This is a genomic window from Pseudomonas sp. ICMP22404 (genome assembly GCF_006227205.1).
GTDB lineage: Bacteria > Pseudomonadota > Gammaproteobacteria > Pseudomonadales > Pseudomonadaceae > Aquipseudomonas.
Genome location: NZ_VCNG01000005.1, coordinates 158997 through 173969 on the forward strand (window position 1 = coordinate 158997; position 14973 = coordinate 173969).

Here is a 14973-nt window from a genome sequence, read left to right on the forward strand (position 1 = left end):
GAATCTTGCGCAAGTGCCGCGTTGCATCAGCAGAGAGCTGAAGACTCTCAGTGTTTGGGCTTTATCGTTGACCCTCAGCGCTTGCGTCGGGACAGGAGGGATCGCACCCCAGGGCGAGGCATTGTCAGCCAATCGACTGGCCACCGATGAAGCGATCCGCGAAGCCGCCCGGGATGCCCATTGGCCCAGTCGCCAGTGGTGGAAGGCCTATGGCGACCCGCAACTGGACCGCTGGATCGACCTGGCTGTACAGGACAGCCCGAGCCTGGCCATGGCCGCCGCCCGGGTGCGGCAGGCCAAGGCCATGGCCGGTGTTGCCGAGGCGGCCGAGTCGCCGCAGGTCGAAGGCCAGGCGACCCTCAAGCGTCACAACTGGCCCACCGATCAGTTCTACGGCCCTGGCGAACTGGCCGACACCACCACCTGGGACAACAACGCAGGCTTGGGCCTGAGCTATGCCCTGGACCTGTGGGGGCGCGAGCGCAACGCCAGCGAGCGGGCCGTCGACCTGGCCCACGCCAGCGTCGCGGAGGCACGGCAGGCGCAGCTGGAGTTGCAGAACAACATCGTGCAGGCCTATATCCGGTTTGCGCTGCACTATGCCCAGCGCGATATCGTCGCCGCGACCCTGCGCCAGCAGGAACAGATTCTCGACCTGGCGCAAAAGCGTCTCGACGGTGGCATCGGCACTCATTTCGAAGTCAGCCAGGCCCAGGCACCGTTGCCCGAGACCCATCGTCAACTCGACGCCCTCGACGAAGCCATCGCCTTGAGTCGCAATCAACTGGCGGCACTGGCGGGCAAGGGGCCGGGGGCGGGCGGGGGTCTGCAGCGACCGGCCCTGGCCCTGGGTGCACCCTTGAAGCTGCCATCGGCGCTGCCCGCCGAGTTGCTGGGCCAACGACCGGATGTGGTTGCCGGACGCTGGCAAGTGGCGGCCCAGGCGCGGGGCATCGATGTGGCCAGGGCCGGTTTCTATCCCAACGTGGACTTGGTGGGAAGCCTGGGCTACATGGCCACAGGCGGTGGTGCGCTGGAGTTCCTGACGGGCAAGAAGCTGACCTACAGCGTCGGGCCGGCCATCACGCTGCCGATCTTCGACGGCGGGCGCCTGCGTTCGCAGTTGGGCGAGGCGGCAGCCGGCTATGACGCCGCGGTGGCGCATTACAACCAGACGCTGGTGAATGCGCTCAAACACATTTCCGATCAACTGATCCGTCGCGAGTCCATGGACAAGCAACAGGCCTTCGCCGCCGAGTCCGTGGCGGCCGCGCAACGCACCTACGACATTGCGCTGGTGGCGTTCCAGCGTGGGCTGACGGACTACCTCAATGTGCTCAACGCCCAGAGCCTGTTGTTCAAGCAGCAACAGGTGCAGCAGCAGGTGGAGGCGGCGCGCCTCAGTGCCCATGCCGATCTGGTGACGGCCCTGGGCGGTGGGCTGGAGGCCGGCAGCGATGTACCTGACGCCGCCACGATGCTGAATTTCGCCCGATGAATGCTTGCACATGCCCCCTTTAATGACTCCCGTACGCTGGCTCTATCGCCTCGAATGGCGCCGTGGTTTCTTCGACTGGGCCCGCAGCGATGGGGTGACCTGGGTCTATATCTTCAAGGTGCTGTTTGCCGCGTTCCTGACATTGTGGCTGGCGATGCGCCTGGAGCTGCCGCAACCGCGCACGGCCATGATCACCGTGTTCATCGTCATGCAGCCGCAGAGCGGCCAAGTGTTCGCCAAGAGCTTCTACCGCTTTCTCGGCACATTGGCCGGTTCGGCGGTGATGGTGGCGCTGATTGCGCTGTTCGCCCAGAACACCGAATGGTTTCTTGGCTGCCTGACCCTCTGGGTCGGTGTCTGTACGGCGGGCGCGGCGCGTTATCGCAACTTCCGGGCCTACGGTTTTGTGCTGGCCGGCTACACCGCGGCGATGATCGGCCTGCCGGCCCTGGCCCATCCGGAAGGTGCGTTCATGGCGGCGCTCTGGCGGGTCCTGGAGATTTCCCTGGGCATTCTCTGCGCCACCCTGGTCAGCGCCGCGATCCTGCCGCAAACCGCCAGCGCGGCCATGCGCAATGCCTTGTACCAGCGCTTTGGGGTGTTCGCACTGTTCGTCACCGATGGTTTGCGCGGGCGTAGCCAGCGGGATGCCTTCGAAGCCGCCAACGTGCGTTTCATTGCTGAAGCGGTGGGCCTGGAGAGCCTGCGCAGCGTGACGGTATTCGAAGACCCGCACATGCGTCGGCGCAACGGCCGGCTCAGTCGCCTGAACAGCGAGTTCATGGGCATCACCACGCGCTTCAATGCCTTGCACCAGCTGCTCCAGCGCTTGCGCGCCGGCGCCGTCGATCATGTGGTGGACGCCATCAAGCCGGGTCTGCAGAACCTCGCCGAATTGCTGGACGGCTTCAGCGCACGGGCCTTGACCGATCGGGATGCGGCGCACTTGGCCCAGGCCCTGGCCCGCTACAAGGCTGACTTGCCGGCACAGGTCCGCCAGTTGCGGGGCGTATTTCAGAAGACAGGACCGAACGATGCGCAGTTACTGGATTTCCACACCGCCTACGAATTGCTCTACCGCTTTGTCGATGACCTGCACGGTTATGCCCTGACCCATGCGTCCCTGGCCGAGCACCGTCACGAGCGTGAGCGCTGGGACGAGCCGTTCGTGTCGCAGACCAATTGGCTGGCCGCCGCGGCTTCGGGGTTGCGCGCCGGCTTCATCCTGTTGGTGCTGGGCAGCTATTGGGTCGCTACGGCCTGGCCGAGCGGCGCGACCATGACGATGATCGCCGCTGCCACGGTGGGCTTGTCGGCCGCCACGCCGAACCCCAAGCGCATGGCCTTCCAGATGGCATGCGGCACGTTGCTAGGGGCGCTGGTCGGTTTCGTCGAGATGTTCTTCATCTTCCCGTTGATCGACGGCTTCCCTTTGCTCTGCGTAATGCTGGCGCCGGTGATCATGTTCGGCTCGTTCCTCAGTTCGCGACCGCAATACGCCGGGGTCGGGCTGGGGTTGCTGATCTTTTTCTGCACGGGGTCGGTGCCCGACAACCTGACGGTGTACAACCCCTACGTCTTCATCAACGATTACCTCGCGATGATCCTCGGCATGCTGGTGTGCGCCGCCGCCGGGGCGATCATCCTGCCGCCCAACAGCCGCTGGCTGTGGCGCCGGCTCGAACAGGATCTGCGCGAGCAAGTGGTGTTCGCCATCAGCGGCCGGCTCAAGGGCCTGGCGTCGGGCTTCGAGAGTCGCACCCGCGACTTGTTGCACCAGGCCTACGGTTTGGCGGCGGGACAACCCGCCGTGCAACGGGATCTTTTGCGCTGGATGTTCGTGGTACTGGAGGTCGGACACGGGATTATCGAGCTGCGCAAGGAGCAGGCGATCCTGCCGGTGCATCCGGCCTATGCCGAGAGCCAGCCGTGGCGCCAGGCGATTCGAGGCATGGGCCGGGCCCTGGTGAGGCTTTTCCGTCACCCCGGACCGAGCAACCTGGAGCGTGCCCTGGTGGCGGTGGACCAAGCCATCTGCCGCGTGCAGGCCACCGACGAACCTTTTGCCCCGCATTTCGACACCTCGGCCCTGCGCCGGGTGAAGAGCTACCTGCATTTCATCCGCACTTCGCTGCTGGATCCGCAATCGCCCATGGCGGCCTTCGCCGCCGAGCTGCCCCAGGATCGTCAACATGCCCCGTGAAATCGCCTTCCACGGCGTGTACATGCCCACCCTGACCTTGATGTTTTTTCTCGCTGCGGCGTTGGCCTGGGCCCTGGATCGCTTCCTGTCGGGACTGGACCTGTACCGCTTCTTCTGGCACCCGGCGCTGTTGCGCCTGAGTCTGTTTACCTGTCTGTTCGGTGCGCTGGCGCTGACGGTCTACCGTTGAGATCGATGCAATGAAAAAGTTTTTCAGTCTGCTTGCGACACTGCTGGTGCTGGCCCTGGCGCTGTGGATCGGTCGTGCGCTGTGGGTGCACTACATGAACACTCCCTGGACCCGCGATGGTCGGGTACGCGCCGACATCATCAACGTCGCCGCCGATGTCAGTGGCGAGGTGGTGGAGGTGCCAGTGCATGACAACCAGCAGGTGAAAAAGGGCGACCTGCTGATGCGCATCGATCCCGAGCATTACCGTATCGCGGCCAAGCAGGCGCAATCCCTGGTGGCATCGCGCAAGGCGACGTGGGAAATGCGCAAGGTCAATGCCCATCGGCGTGCCGACCTGGACAGCCTGGTGATTTCCCGGGAGAACCGCGACGACGCCAGCAACATCGCCGATTCGGCCCTGGCCGATTACCAGCAAGCCCAGGCGCAACTGGAGGCGGCCGAATTGAACCTGTCGCGCACTGAAGTCCGCGCGGCCGTGGATGGCTATGTCACCAACCTCAACGTGCACCGTGGCGACTATGCGCGCATCGGCGAGGCGAAGATGGCGGTGGTCGATATGAATTCGTTCTGGGTGTACGGCTTCTTCGAGGAAACCAAGCTGCCCAAGGTGCGGATCGGCGACTCGGCGCAGTTGCAGTTGATGAGTGGCGAGGTGCTGAAGGGACATGTGGAAAGCATCTCCCGCGGGATCTACGACCGTGACAATCCGGTCAGTCGCGAGTTGATCGCCGACGTGAACCCGACCTTCAACTGGGTTCGCCTGGCCCAGCGGGTACCGGTAAGGATCCATCTCGACGAAGTGCCGGACAGCGTGCTGCTGGCGGCGGGGATGACCTGTACGGTGGTGGTCGAGCCCCGGGCCGGCAACTGAGGGCCTGAGAACGCCACAAATCTCCGTGGGAGCGAGCCTGCTCGCGAAGCGGTGGCTCAGTTGCGGAAGAGGTTGCCAGTGCCGCCGTCATCGCGGGCAAGCCTTGCTCCCACAAGGCTTCCTGCAGGTGCGAGACACTAGTGTTCGCCGCCAATCTCTGTGGGAGCGAGCCTGCTCGCGAAGCGGTGGTTCAGTTGCAGGAGAGGTTGCCAGTGCCGCCGTCATCGCGGGCAAGCCTTGCTCCCACAAGGCTTCCTGCATGTGCTAGAGACTAGTGTTCGCCGCCAATCCCTGTGGGAGCGAGCCTGCTCGCGAAGCGGTGGTTCAGTTGCAGGAGAGGTTGCCAGTGCCGCCGTCATCGCGGGCAAGCCTTGCTCCCACAAGGCTTCCTGCAGGTGCGAGAGACTAGTGTTCGCCGCCAATCTCTGTGGGAGCGAGCCTGCTCGCGAAGCGGTGGGTCAGTTGCAGAAGAGGTTGCCAGTGCCGCCGTCATCGCGGGCAAGCCTTGCTCCCAAAAGGCTTCCTGCAGGTGCGCGAGACTAGTGTTCGCCACCAATCCCCTGTGGGAGCCGAGCTTGCTCGCGATGGCGGTGGGTCAGTTGTCGATGGGTTCCCGGTCATGCCATTTCGATCAGAGCAACCGACCCAGCCCGAACCGCTTCATCAAGCCTTTCTCCAGCATCCCTTTGGGCAGCAATCCCGCCATCAACGGTAGCGCCCGGCTTCCGTTGCCCAGGCGCAGCAGGCGCGGTGGCCTTGGTTGTCGCACGGCGGCGAGCAGCCCGGCGGCGAATTCGCTGGCCGGGGTGGGGTTGTCCTGAGATGCCTTGGCCCGGGCGCGGATGCCGTCGCGCAGGGGCCACCAGGGCGATTGTTCGTGAATCAACTGTTCGGCTTCATGACCGGCATTCTTCGCAAAGCTGGAAGCAATGGCGCCTGGCTGCACCTCCATCACGCGGATACCGAAGGGCGCCAATTCCATGCGCAGCGCATCGCTCAAGGCATGCACCGCCGCCTTCGAGGCGCAGTAAGCGCCGGCGAACGGTGTTACCAGCACGCCGGACACACTGCCGATGTTCACCACCAGCCCCTTGGCCCGGCGCAGTACCGGGAACAGTGCCCGGGTCACGCCGACGATGGCGAACACGTTGGTTTCGAACTGACGTTGCATCGCCGGCACGCCACCGTCCAGCAGTGGTCCCATGGCGCCATAGCCGGCGTTGTTGATCAACACGTCGAGGCCTCCGTGCTGTTGGTTGATCCGTTCGCTCAATTGCTCCAGGGCCGGGCCATCGTTCACATCCAGTTGCACCGCGGTGAACCCGGCGGCGCTGAGTTGGGCAACGTCTTCAGCTTTGCGGGCGCTGGCCCAGACCTGGTACCCGGCCACCTTGAACGCATCGGCGAGGGCGCGGCCGATGCCGCTGGAACATCCGGTAATCAACGCAACGGGCATGGCGCGTTCCTTGTGCAGAAAAAGTCGGAGAGAAAGCAATCAGTCGGAGAAACTACCCTGCAATCGCTCGGCGCGAAACTCCAGGGTCTGCGGGCGGTAGCCGGGTCGCAGGGAGGGCAGGGGCAGGCAATCCTGCCAGTCCTTGCCCGCCTGCAATTGGCCTGGTCCCCGGTAGCGCGGCGCGCTGTAGGGCGTGTCGGCCAGGTTGATGGTATCGCCGGGGGCATAGGCTGCGATTCGCCAGCGCAGCTCAACCAAGGGTACGTCGTTACCGTTGTTCATGTTCAACAACAGAGGGCGATCGGCGGGGCAGCGTTCGGGGGCGTAGGTAATGCGCAGTTCCAGGCGCGCCAGTTGCCGGGTTTCACGGTTTTCCTGCCAGACCACCCAGGCGGCGACCAGCCCCAAACCGACGAATGCGGCCAGTGACACCGGCAGCGCCTTGGCCGGATAGCGCAGCAGCAGGACCAGCCAGGTTATGACCAGCAAGACGCCGATAAGCATGTTCGAAGCCTCCGATACCGTCGTTCCATCCTACCGAAGGGGAGGGACGATGGATATCTCATCCATCCCGCTCCATCGGTCGTCACTGTCATCTCTGACAGTAGTCACCAGGGATTGCCCCTTGTTAGATGTCGGCCAGACCGCACGACTATCAGGAGGCCAAGGCATGAGCATGGATCACGGTACGCCGAGGTTGGTTGCGGTGGATCCACGGTCTTTGCTGGTCCGTTCGGTCGATTACTGCCGCGCGCTTGAGCGTGAACCTGCGCAACCGCGGGTCAACCGCAGCCTTTTCGACCTGGCCGGCCGCGCGATCAAGCAATGGGACCCGCGCCTGTGGGCCCTGCTACAGGACGATGCGGCGACCCCGGCCAATCTTTCGACGGTGTATACGCTGTCCGGTGACGCGCTGCTGGCGCGCAGTGTCGATGCGGGCTGGCAGCTCGACCTGCCCGGGCTCGCCAGTGAAAGCCTGCGGGGCTGGGATGGGCGGGGCACGCGGCGCGACGTGGTCTTCGACGATCTGCTCCGTCCGGTGGCGGTGTTCGAACAGGGTAGTGGGCAATCGCGCACCTGCGTCGAGCGTATGCAATATGGCGCTCCGGGCCAGGGCCAGCAGGCCTTCAATCAGTACGGACAATTGCTCCGCCACGATGACCCGGCGGGCACCTTGCTGCTGGCGTCCTTTGCCCTGACCGGCCAGAGCCTGGCCCTGAGCCGACGTTTCTGCCTGGATGGGGCCATGCCGGACTGGCCAGCGTCGGAGGCCGATCGCGAATCCCTGCTCGAGCCTGGCGACGGTGCTTTGACGACGTGGCGTCTCGGTCCGCAGGGGGATGTGCTGGAGCAGATTGACGCCAAGGGCAACCGGCAGCGCCGGGCCCTGACCCGCGATGGCCGACTGTTCAGCAGCCAATTGCTGTTGCAGGGCCAGAGCGAATGGCAACCGCTGGTGAGCGAGATCGACTACAACGCCCAAGGCCAGATCGAACGGGAAGTGGCCGGCAACGGGGTACAGACCACGCTCAGTTACGCTCCTGAAGACGGATGGCTGATGGAGCGCCATGTCCGGCGGAGCGGTCAGTCGCTGCAACACCTGGTCTATGCCTACGACCCCATGGGCAATGTACTGGGCATCGAGGACAAAGCGTTGCCGGTGCGCTACTTTGCCAACCAGCGCATCGACCCGATCAGTCGTTTCCGTTACGACAGCCTCTATCAATTGATCGAGGCCATCGGATGGGAAGCGGGTGCTCAGAACCAAGGGCCTGTCGGCCGCGTCGACCCAGCCGCGCTCAGCAATTACCGACAAACCTATCACTACGACGACAGCGGCAACCTGCTGGAACTGACCCATGTCGGCGCGCAGAACCATGGTCGCCAGTTGCAGGCGGCGCGCTACAGCAATCGTTGCTTGCCATACCGCAACGGCGTGCCGCCGACAGAAGAGGAGATCGCTGCAGCGTTCGATGCACGGGGTAACTGCCTGGCGTTGGAGAGCAGCCGGACCCTGGCCTGGGACCTGCGCAACCAGCTGTGCTCGGTCACGCCGATCGAGCGCGAATCGGGGCTCAATGACCGCGAGGCTTATGTCTACGATGGCGGCGGTCAGCGGGTGCGCAAGCTGCGCACACTGCACACCGGAGCGCGGACCCTGGCTGCCGAGGTCCGTTACCTGCCGGGGTTGGAACTGCGTGCCGACAGCGGCACCGGGGAATCATTGCAGGTCATCATCGCCCAGGGCGGGCTTGGCGGCGTGCGGGTCTTGCACTGGGACAGCCCACCGCCCTCCGGCGCGAACGACCGCTATCGGTACGGTGTTGCCGAGCACCTGGGTTCGATCAGTCTGGAGCTTGACCAGGACGGGCGAATCATCAGCCAGGAACACTTCTACCCGTTCGGTGAAACGGCGTTCCTGGCCGGGGACGATGTGATCGAGGTCAGCTACAAGACGGCCCGGTACTCGGGCAAGGAGCGGGATGCGACGGGGCTCTACTACTACGGCTATCGGTTCTATGTACCGTGGTTGCAGCGTTGGGCCAGTCCGGATCCGGCCTGGGCGGTGGATGGGCTGAATTTCTATCGGATGGTCCGCAATAACCCGCTCACACTGTTCGACACCGATGGCAGGATACCCACAGGCGCTGCACCCCCTCCGCCCCCCATGCATCCTTCCGGCCCACCACCCCCTCCGCCCCCTGGAATGATAGGTCCCCCCATGCCACCTCCGCCTATGGGCGGTCCGCCGCCTCTTCCTGGGGTTGGCTCCCAGCTACCCATCAAAAAAAAATGGGTCATAAAAAAAGACCCGGCATTATATAAGCAACAGGGGGGTGAGTACCCTTACTACTCTTCGTTTTCAATTACTCTGCAGAAGCTGAATATTGAACATTACAGTTCGATTGCTGATATGGAGAAGTTTGTAAGTGTTTGGCGTGAGACCGGGCGTAATATGATTCCGCCCGCCAGGAACATAGATTATGAAAAGGCCTTGGAGGTTCAAAATGTGCTCAGGGAAATAGATGCAGAATGGTCTACGTATCGTCGCGCAGAGGTAGCGGAGGTTTTTCGCGGAGACTCGCCGGCTATATTGAAAAGCTATCCATGGCTCGCGACCTTTGCAAAGGGGGGCGGGGATAGAGCGATAGAAGAAACAATAAATTTGGAGATCCATTCTCAACTTATAATGTCAACGGCAAAAGACCCCGGGATGGGTTACGTATCCGGTAAGTCAATAATGTGGCACTTTCAGTTGGAATCTGGGCATGCAGGTGTTTCTGAGGGGCTGTATGCATCTGAGGGTGAAGTGACGTTTCCTCTATATAACAAAATTCAAATAGTTTCCTTGCATTACATTCCAAAGGGAAGGTCCTATATGAATAATGCAGAACGATTCGGAACGGCGCATCGATATGTGATAAAAGCGAAAATGTTGCCCCATTCAAAGTCCAGATAATTATCAGAGATACGAATGCAGCAACTAAAAAGCCCCCACCCAACCCGCTGCGGATAGGGGACGCAGTGGGCTGGATGGGGGCTTCTTGTTTCGCTGATCGTTACTGCGCGATGGTCTTCACCGACACGCCGCGCTCGATCGGGGTGGAGCGACCGTAGATGTCTTCGAAGCGCTCGATGTCGTCTTCGCCCAGGTAGCTGCCGGACTGCACTTCGATGATTTCCAGCGGGATCTTGCCCGGGTTGCGCAGGCGGTGAACCGACGCGATCGGGATGTAGGTCGACTGGTTTTCGGTGAGCAGGAACACGTTCTCGTCGCAGGTCACTTCAGCGGTGCCGCTGACCACGATCCAGTGTTCGGCGCGGTGGTGGTGCATCTGCAAGGACAGGCACGCCCCCGGCTTGACCGAGATGTGCTTGACCTGGAAGCGCCCGCCCATGTCCACCGAGTCATACGAGCCCCACGGACGATAGACTTCGCAGTGGTTCTGGGTTTCGGTGCGACCCCGGGCATTGAGGGTGTTGACCATCTTCTTGACGTCTTGGACCTTGTCCTTGTGGGCAATCATCATGGCGTCCTTGGTTTCTACCACCACGATGTTTTCCAGGCCGATCACCGACACCAGCTTGCCGTTGCCATGGATCATGCAGTTGCGGCTGTCCTGGACCACCACGTCGCCCTTGGTGACGTTGCCGTCGGCATCCTTGGGATTGACTTCCCACAACGACGCCCAGCAACCGACATCGCTCCAACCGGCCGACAGCGGCACCACGCAGGCGCGCTGGGTCTTTTCCATCACGGCGTAGTCGATGGAGTTGTCCGGGCAGCAGGCGAAGGTGGCTTCGTCGAAGGTGATGGTGTCCGCTGTCTGCTCACTGCGCTCCAGGGTCAGCAGGCAGGTGTCGTAGATATCCGGATCGTGCTTTTTCAGCTCTTCGAGGAAACGGCTGGCGCGGAACAGGAACATGCCGCTGTTCCAGAAGTAGCCGCCGGCCTCGACGAACTCGGTGGCGCGCTTGACGTCGGGTTTTTCGACGAAGTGCGAAACACGGCTCACGCCTTCGGGCAGCAGCGCGTCGTTGGTCGACTTGATGTAGCCGTAGCCGGTTTCCGGTTTGGTGGCCGGTACGCCGAACAGCACCATTTCACCACGCTCGGCGGCCACGGTGGCCAGGGCCAGGGCGCGTTGCAGGGCTTTCTGGTCTTCGATCACGTGGTCGGCCGGCAGCACCAGCATCAACTCGTCGCGACCTTCGTTGACCAGCATCATCGCGGTCAGCGCGACGGCTGGTGCGGTGTTGCGGCCGAACGGTTCCATCAGGATGCGTTGGGCTTCGAGGTTGCGACCGTTCAACTGCTCGTTGACGATGAAGCGGTGGTCTTTGTTGCAGACCACGATCGGCGTGTCCATGCCTTCGAACACCAGGCGTTCGAGGGTCTGCTGGAACAGGGTGTGTTCGCCGGTCAGGGCCAGGAACTGTTTAGGGAATTGCTTGCGCGAAAGCGGCCAAAGACGTGAGCCGCTACCACCTGACAAGATCACCGGAATCATGTGTGTTACTCCTTTGAAGCGTAATGGTTATAGAGCTACTGCGTTCTGTCGTTTCACTCTTGTTTTTATTCCGTACCCGAATGACGCCCCGGTTCAGTGTGGGAGCGGGTTCGCTCCCACAGGGGAGTGTCAATCAGGCCAATCTGTCAGCGAGTTGACACTGGACGCTTTACCCAGACCGGCGACAAGCTGCTTCCGGAGCCGGTGACATACAGCACGGCCGCTTCGCCGCGCTCCAGGGCCACGGGCTTGAGGTCACCGACTTTCTTGTCGCCTTCGAACAGCGCCAGGCTGACTTTCACCGGGTTGATTTCACGTTCGCCACGGCCCTTGGCCGCCACGTTCGGCACCACCTCGGTCTTGCCGTCGGCGGTCTTGAGGGTCAGCGCCTTGTCGGTGAGGTTCTGCACACGCACCAGGGATTTCTGTTTGTTCTTGAACGGTGGTTCTTCGATCAGTTGCGGCTGGCCGGTCGCGTTGTTGACCAGGGTGTAGTAGTGATCGGGAGCCAGTTTGACCGGAACGGTCTGGCTACCTACCTTGGCGCTGTAGTCGCCGCCGGGCATGAAGCTGAAGTCGCTGCTGGCCAATGGCGCGACGTCGTTGAGGTTGGTGCTGCCGACGGTGGCGCTGACTTCGCTGTTGCTGGCGTTGTAGATACGCACGAAGCTCGAGCCTTTTGGTGCGACCGGGCCGTACAGCGCCGAGTCACCGGCAAAGGCGGAGAGGGAAAGGGCGCTCATGCTGGCAACCAGGGCAACGGCCTTGAAGGAACGAGCAGCGAGACGACGAGGAGTAGTGTTGAAAGTCATGATGGACCTCTCTTTCAGTTTTGCGCCCGGTCGGGCGTCTCGGATTGAGTGTTGGCGGCAACGTTCTGTTGGCGCGCACCGGCTTGTTTGAGTTCTGCGACCCACTGCGGGTCGGCGTCGCCGATTTCGTTGTTCACGGGCAGATAACGTTCAGGAAACTCCCAGATCAGCACTTGTGGCGGGCTGTTCTTGAAGGCGTCGCTCTTGAGGTAGCTGAGCATCGGCAGAATCGGGCCATGGCCGTCTTCGGCGTAGTTCACGACGTCGCTGTGCAGGGCTTGCTTGAGTGCACCGACGAAGTTCCAGTTGGGGTTGGCGCTGTAGCTGGTGCCGATCAGGGCCACGGGAACCTGGGCATCGGCAAACAGCGCGTCGTCGCCGGCCGGCTGGTCGTCGGCCTCGCGGGTGTTGCGCTTGACCAGCGGCTCCTGGGCCGGCATCAGGTTTTCGAACAGCGGGTCCAGGGGCAGGAACTGGCGCAGGTCACCCTTGTGGATGATCTTTTCCGCAGGCTCGGTGACGAAGCGTTGCGGCTCGCCGTTGAGGGGCGCGCGCTCGGCAATGGCCTTGGCGATGTTCTCGGCTGCGACCTGGGCGCCTTCCGGAGTCCAGTGGGTGTCGGTGCGCAGGAATACCTGCTGGCCGCTCTGCTTGGCCTGTTGCAGTGGGCCGAGCAGGTCAGGGGCGAGGATCTTGTCGGCCGCGACGCGGGCATGGAAATCCTGATAGAGATTGGCGTGAATGCTGGCTGGCTTCACTTCACCCAAGTGCTCCGGATACAGCCGCGCCTTGGCCGGCACGATCGCCATCACCAGGGTGATGCCCTGTTCCTTGAGTTTCTGGCGTACGCCTTCGACCAGCGCGTAGTTGCCTTGCAGGTTCAGTTCTTCGTTGACGATCGGGTTGAACTCTTCGTCGCTGTACAGCCACTGGTCGCGGCCCAGGACCACGCCTTTACGGCCCTCGTTGAACAGCTTGTAGTCCAGCGCGGCCCAGATGTTGGTGCCCAGGCGCTTGATCGGGAACTGGTCGTCGTAGTGGGTTTCGACAGCCTTGGTCCAGCGCCCGTTGAGCACGGTGGCATCGGGGTTGGTGCTGAAGCCGAAGAAACTGCGCATCGACCACAGGCCCAGGACCGCGAGGATCAGCAGGAACAGTGCGATGTAAAAGATGCGTAATGAGCGGGTCATGTTCAGATCCCTCAGAACTGGAAGTAAAGGAACGGCGAGAAGCTTTGCGCCGAGAGTTTGAGAATCGAAGCGATGAACAGCAGCAACACCAACGCACGCATGACATAACGTGGCCAGTCAGCGACCCAGTAGGCCGGTTGCACCTGGGCTTCGACGCCCACGGTGTAGCCCGGTTCGTGGATCTGCGACGGGTTGTCGCCCGGTACGGCCTTGATCAGCCCCGGTTGTGCAGTGGCCGGGCCATTGGCTTCGGTGTTGACCTCGGGCTTGGTCTTGACCGGCGGACGGTTGGTGTAGAAATCCCGCAGGCCGAAGAAGGCGAGGGTGATGTAGGCCGCCACCAGCGTGGCGATCTGCAGGCCGGTGAGGTTGGCGCGGGTCAGTTCCGACAGCGACCAGTCGCCGAAGCTGAACATGGCGCCGTACATGCGACCGGCCACATGCAGGTTCTCGGCACGGAAGATCACCCAGCCCATCACCACCAGCAGGAAGGTCAGCGCCCAGCGGATCGGGTTGAGACTGCGTGGGGTGGTGTTGATGCCCACGGCTTTCTCGATGGCCAGCCAGATACCGTGCCAGGCGCCCCAGATCACGTAGGTGATGTTCGCGCCGTGCCACAGACCACCGAGCAGCATGGTCAGGAACAGGTTGCGATAGGTCATCAGCGTGCCTTTGCGGTTACCGCCCAGGGTGATGTAGAGGTAATCGCGCAGCCAGGTCGACAGGCTGATGTGCCAGCGCCGCCAGAACTCGGTAATGGACTGGCTGATGTAGGGCTGCTTGAAGTTTTCCATGAAACGGAAACCCATCATCAGGCCCAGGCCGATGGCCATGTCGCTGTAGCCGGAGAAGTCGAAGTACAGCTGTGCGGTGTAGGCCAGGGCACCGAGCCAGGCATCGCCGGTGGTCGGGTTCTGCAGGGCGAAGCAATGGTCGGCCACCACCGCCAGGGTGTCGGCGATGAACACTTTCTTGATGAAGCCCTGCATGAAGCGCGTGCAGCCTTCGGAGAACTTGTCCAAGGTGTGGGTGCGGTTGTTGAACTGGTCGGCCAGGTCACGGAAACGCAGCACGGGGCCGGCGATCAGGTGCGGGAAGATCGCCACGAACGCTGCGAAGTCGATCAGGTTGCGGGTCGCCGGAGTGTCGCCGCGATAGACGTCGATGATGTAGCTGATGGACTCGAAGATGTAGAACGAGATCCCGATTGGCAACAGCACATGGGTCAGGATGAAGGGTTCGAGACCGAAGCTGGTCATGATCGCGTTGAGGCTGTCCACCCCGAAGTTGGCGTACTTGAAGTAGCCCAGGATGCACAGGTCCACTGCCACGCCGAGCAACAGCCAGCGCTGGGCCGGCTTGGTGCGTACGCCGGCGGCACCGACTTTCAGGCCGATCCAGTAGTTCCACAGGGTCACGGCGGCGAACAGTGCGAGGAAGTCCACCCGCCACCAGGCATAGAACACATAGCTGGCGATCAGCAGTAGCAGGTTGCGATAGCGTTGCCCGCTCAAGTAGTACAAGCCGAGAAAGATCGGCAGGAACAGGAACAGGAACACGTTGGATGAAAATACCATCCCGATCTCTCCATGTTGAATCAACAGTCAAGGGCCAGAGCCCCCCCAAACCCCCCCATGAAAAAGGGCGGTGATGATCGTTCCCACGCTCTGCGTGGGAATGCCTCTACGGACGCTCCGCGTTCGGCTTTTTGGGACGCAGAGCGTCCCCGGCTGCATTC

11 protein-coding genes are annotated in these 14973 nt (G+C 62.4%); 5 read left to right on the plus strand and 6 right to left on the minus strand.

Going from position 1 to position 14973, the window contains the following annotated elements; translation table 11 throughout:
* The first annotated feature begins 13 nt into the window (after window positions 1-13).
* Genes FGE05_RS11440 through FGE05_RS11455 form a run of 4 tightly spaced genes read left to right on the plus strand, consistent with a single transcriptional unit; the run spans window position 14 to window position 4765 of the window.
* Window positions 14-1498 (plus strand): efflux transporter outer membrane subunit, encoded by a 1485-nt coding sequence (locus FGE05_RS11440; protein ID WP_139644936.1) that lies wholly within the window; start codon window positions 14-16, stop codon window positions 1496-1498.
* A 10-nt stretch (window positions 1499-1508) separates the two neighbouring features.
* Window positions 1509-3701 carry an FUSC family protein gene (locus FGE05_RS11445; protein WP_139644939.1) on the plus strand — a complete coding sequence of 731 codons (2193 nt, stop codon included), beginning with the start codon at window positions 1509-1511 and terminating at the stop codon, window positions 3699-3701.
* Complete coding sequence (locus FGE05_RS11450; protein ID WP_024780658.1) at window positions 3691-3891, plus strand: DUF1656 domain-containing protein; 201 nt, start codon at window positions 3691-3693, stop codon at window positions 3889-3891. The genes FGE05_RS11445 and FGE05_RS11450 overlap by 11 nt, the downstream gene beginning before the upstream one ends.
* A 10-nt stretch (window positions 3892-3901) precedes the next feature.
* Window positions 3902-4765: an HlyD family secretion protein gene (locus tag FGE05_RS11455; protein WP_139644943.1), complete on the plus strand. Its 864-nt coding sequence runs from the start codon at window positions 3902-3904 to the stop codon at window positions 4763-4765.
* Between the two features lie 631 nt (window positions 4766-5396).
* On the opposite strand, the gene FGE05_RS11460 is transcribed toward FGE05_RS11455, so the two are convergent.
* Both FGE05_RS11460 and FGE05_RS11465 read right to left on the minus strand, forming a co-directional pair.
* Window positions 5397-6221 carry an SDR family oxidoreductase gene (locus tag FGE05_RS11460; protein ID WP_139644945.1) on the minus strand — a complete coding sequence of 275 codons (825 nt, stop codon included), beginning with the start codon at window positions 6219-6221 and terminating at the stop codon, window positions 5397-5399.
* A 39-nt stretch (window positions 6222-6260) separates the two neighbouring features.
* Complete coding sequence (locus tag FGE05_RS11465) at window positions 6261-6725, minus strand: multidrug transporter (protein WP_139644947.1); 465 nt, start codon at window positions 6723-6725, stop codon at window positions 6261-6263.
* A gap of 166 nt (window positions 6726-6891) precedes the next feature.
* Between FGE05_RS11465 and FGE05_RS11470 the strand changes: the two genes are divergently transcribed.
* Window positions 6892-9681, plus strand: coding sequence for an RHS repeat domain-containing protein (locus FGE05_RS11470; RefSeq protein ID WP_139644949.1), 2790 nt, complete (start codon window positions 6892-6894; stop codon window positions 9679-9681).
* 100 nt (window positions 9682-9781) lie between these two features.
* Here the strand turns inward: FGE05_RS11470 and FGE05_RS11475 are convergent, their stop codons facing one another.
* From FGE05_RS11475 to FGE05_RS11490, 4 genes are all read right to left on the minus strand, one after another.
* On the minus strand, window positions 9782-11233 hold the full coding sequence (locus tag FGE05_RS11475; RefSeq protein ID WP_139644951.1) for a mannose-1-phosphate guanylyltransferase/mannose-6-phosphate isomerase: 1452 nt from the start codon (window positions 11231-11233) through the stop codon (window positions 9782-9784).
* Between the two features lie 146 nt (window positions 11234-11379).
* Window positions 11380-12045: an alginate O-acetyltransferase AlgF gene (locus FGE05_RS11480; RefSeq protein WP_139644954.1), complete on the minus strand. Its 666-nt coding sequence runs from the start codon at window positions 12043-12045 to the stop codon at window positions 11380-11382.
* Between the two features lie 14 nt (window positions 12046-12059).
* Entirely contained in the window at window positions 12060-13235 is a 1176-nt protein-coding gene (locus FGE05_RS11485; protein WP_041021623.1) for an alginate O-acetyltransferase, read from the minus strand.
* 11 nt (window positions 13236-13246) lie between these two features.
* A complete protein-coding gene (locus FGE05_RS11490) occupies window positions 13247-14812 on the minus strand; it encodes an MBOAT family protein (RefSeq protein WP_139644956.1) in 1566 nt (521 codons plus the stop codon).
* Window positions 14813-14973: the final 161 nt, after the last annotated feature.

What these genes read in the sequence shown, in the direction of transcription:
- FGE05_RS11445 (WP_139644939.1), top strand. Translation starts at nt 1,509, where the DNA reads ATGCCCCCTTTAATGACTCCCGTACGCTGGCTCTATCGCCTCGAATGG.
- FGE05_RS11450 (WP_024780658.1), top strand. Translation starts at nt 3,691, where the DNA reads ATGCCCCGTGAAATCGCCTTCCACGGCGTGTACATGCCCACCCTGACC.
- FGE05_RS11455 (WP_139644943.1), top strand. Translation starts at nt 3,902, where the DNA reads ATGAAAAAGTTTTTCAGTCTGCTTGCGACACTGCTGGTGCTGGCCCTG.
- FGE05_RS11460 (WP_139644945.1), bottom strand. Translation starts at nt 6,221, where the DNA reads ATGCCCGTTGCGTTGATTACCGGATGTTCCAGCGGCATCGGCCGCGCC.
- FGE05_RS11465 (WP_139644947.1), bottom strand. Translation starts at nt 6,725, where the DNA reads ATGCTTATCGGCGTCTTGCTGGTCATAACCTGGCTGGTCCTGCTGCTG.
- FGE05_RS11470 (WP_139644949.1), top strand. Translation starts at nt 6,892, where the DNA reads ATGAGCATGGATCACGGTACGCCGAGGTTGGTTGCGGTGGATCCACGG.
- FGE05_RS11475 (WP_139644951.1), bottom strand. Translation starts at nt 11,233, where the DNA reads ATGATTCCGGTGATCTTGTCAGGTGGTAGCGGCTCACGTCTTTGGCCG.
- FGE05_RS11480 (WP_139644954.1), bottom strand. Translation starts at nt 12,045, where the DNA reads ATGACTTTCAACACTACTCCTCGTCGTCTCGCTGCTCGTTCCTTCAAG.
- FGE05_RS11485 (WP_041021623.1), bottom strand. Translation starts at nt 13,235, where the DNA reads ATGACCCGCTCATTACGCATCTTTTACATCGCACTGTTCCTGCTGATC.
- FGE05_RS11490 (WP_139644956.1), bottom strand. Translation starts at nt 14,812, where the DNA reads ATGGTATTTTCATCCAACGTGTTCCTGTTCCTGTTCCTGCCGATCTTT.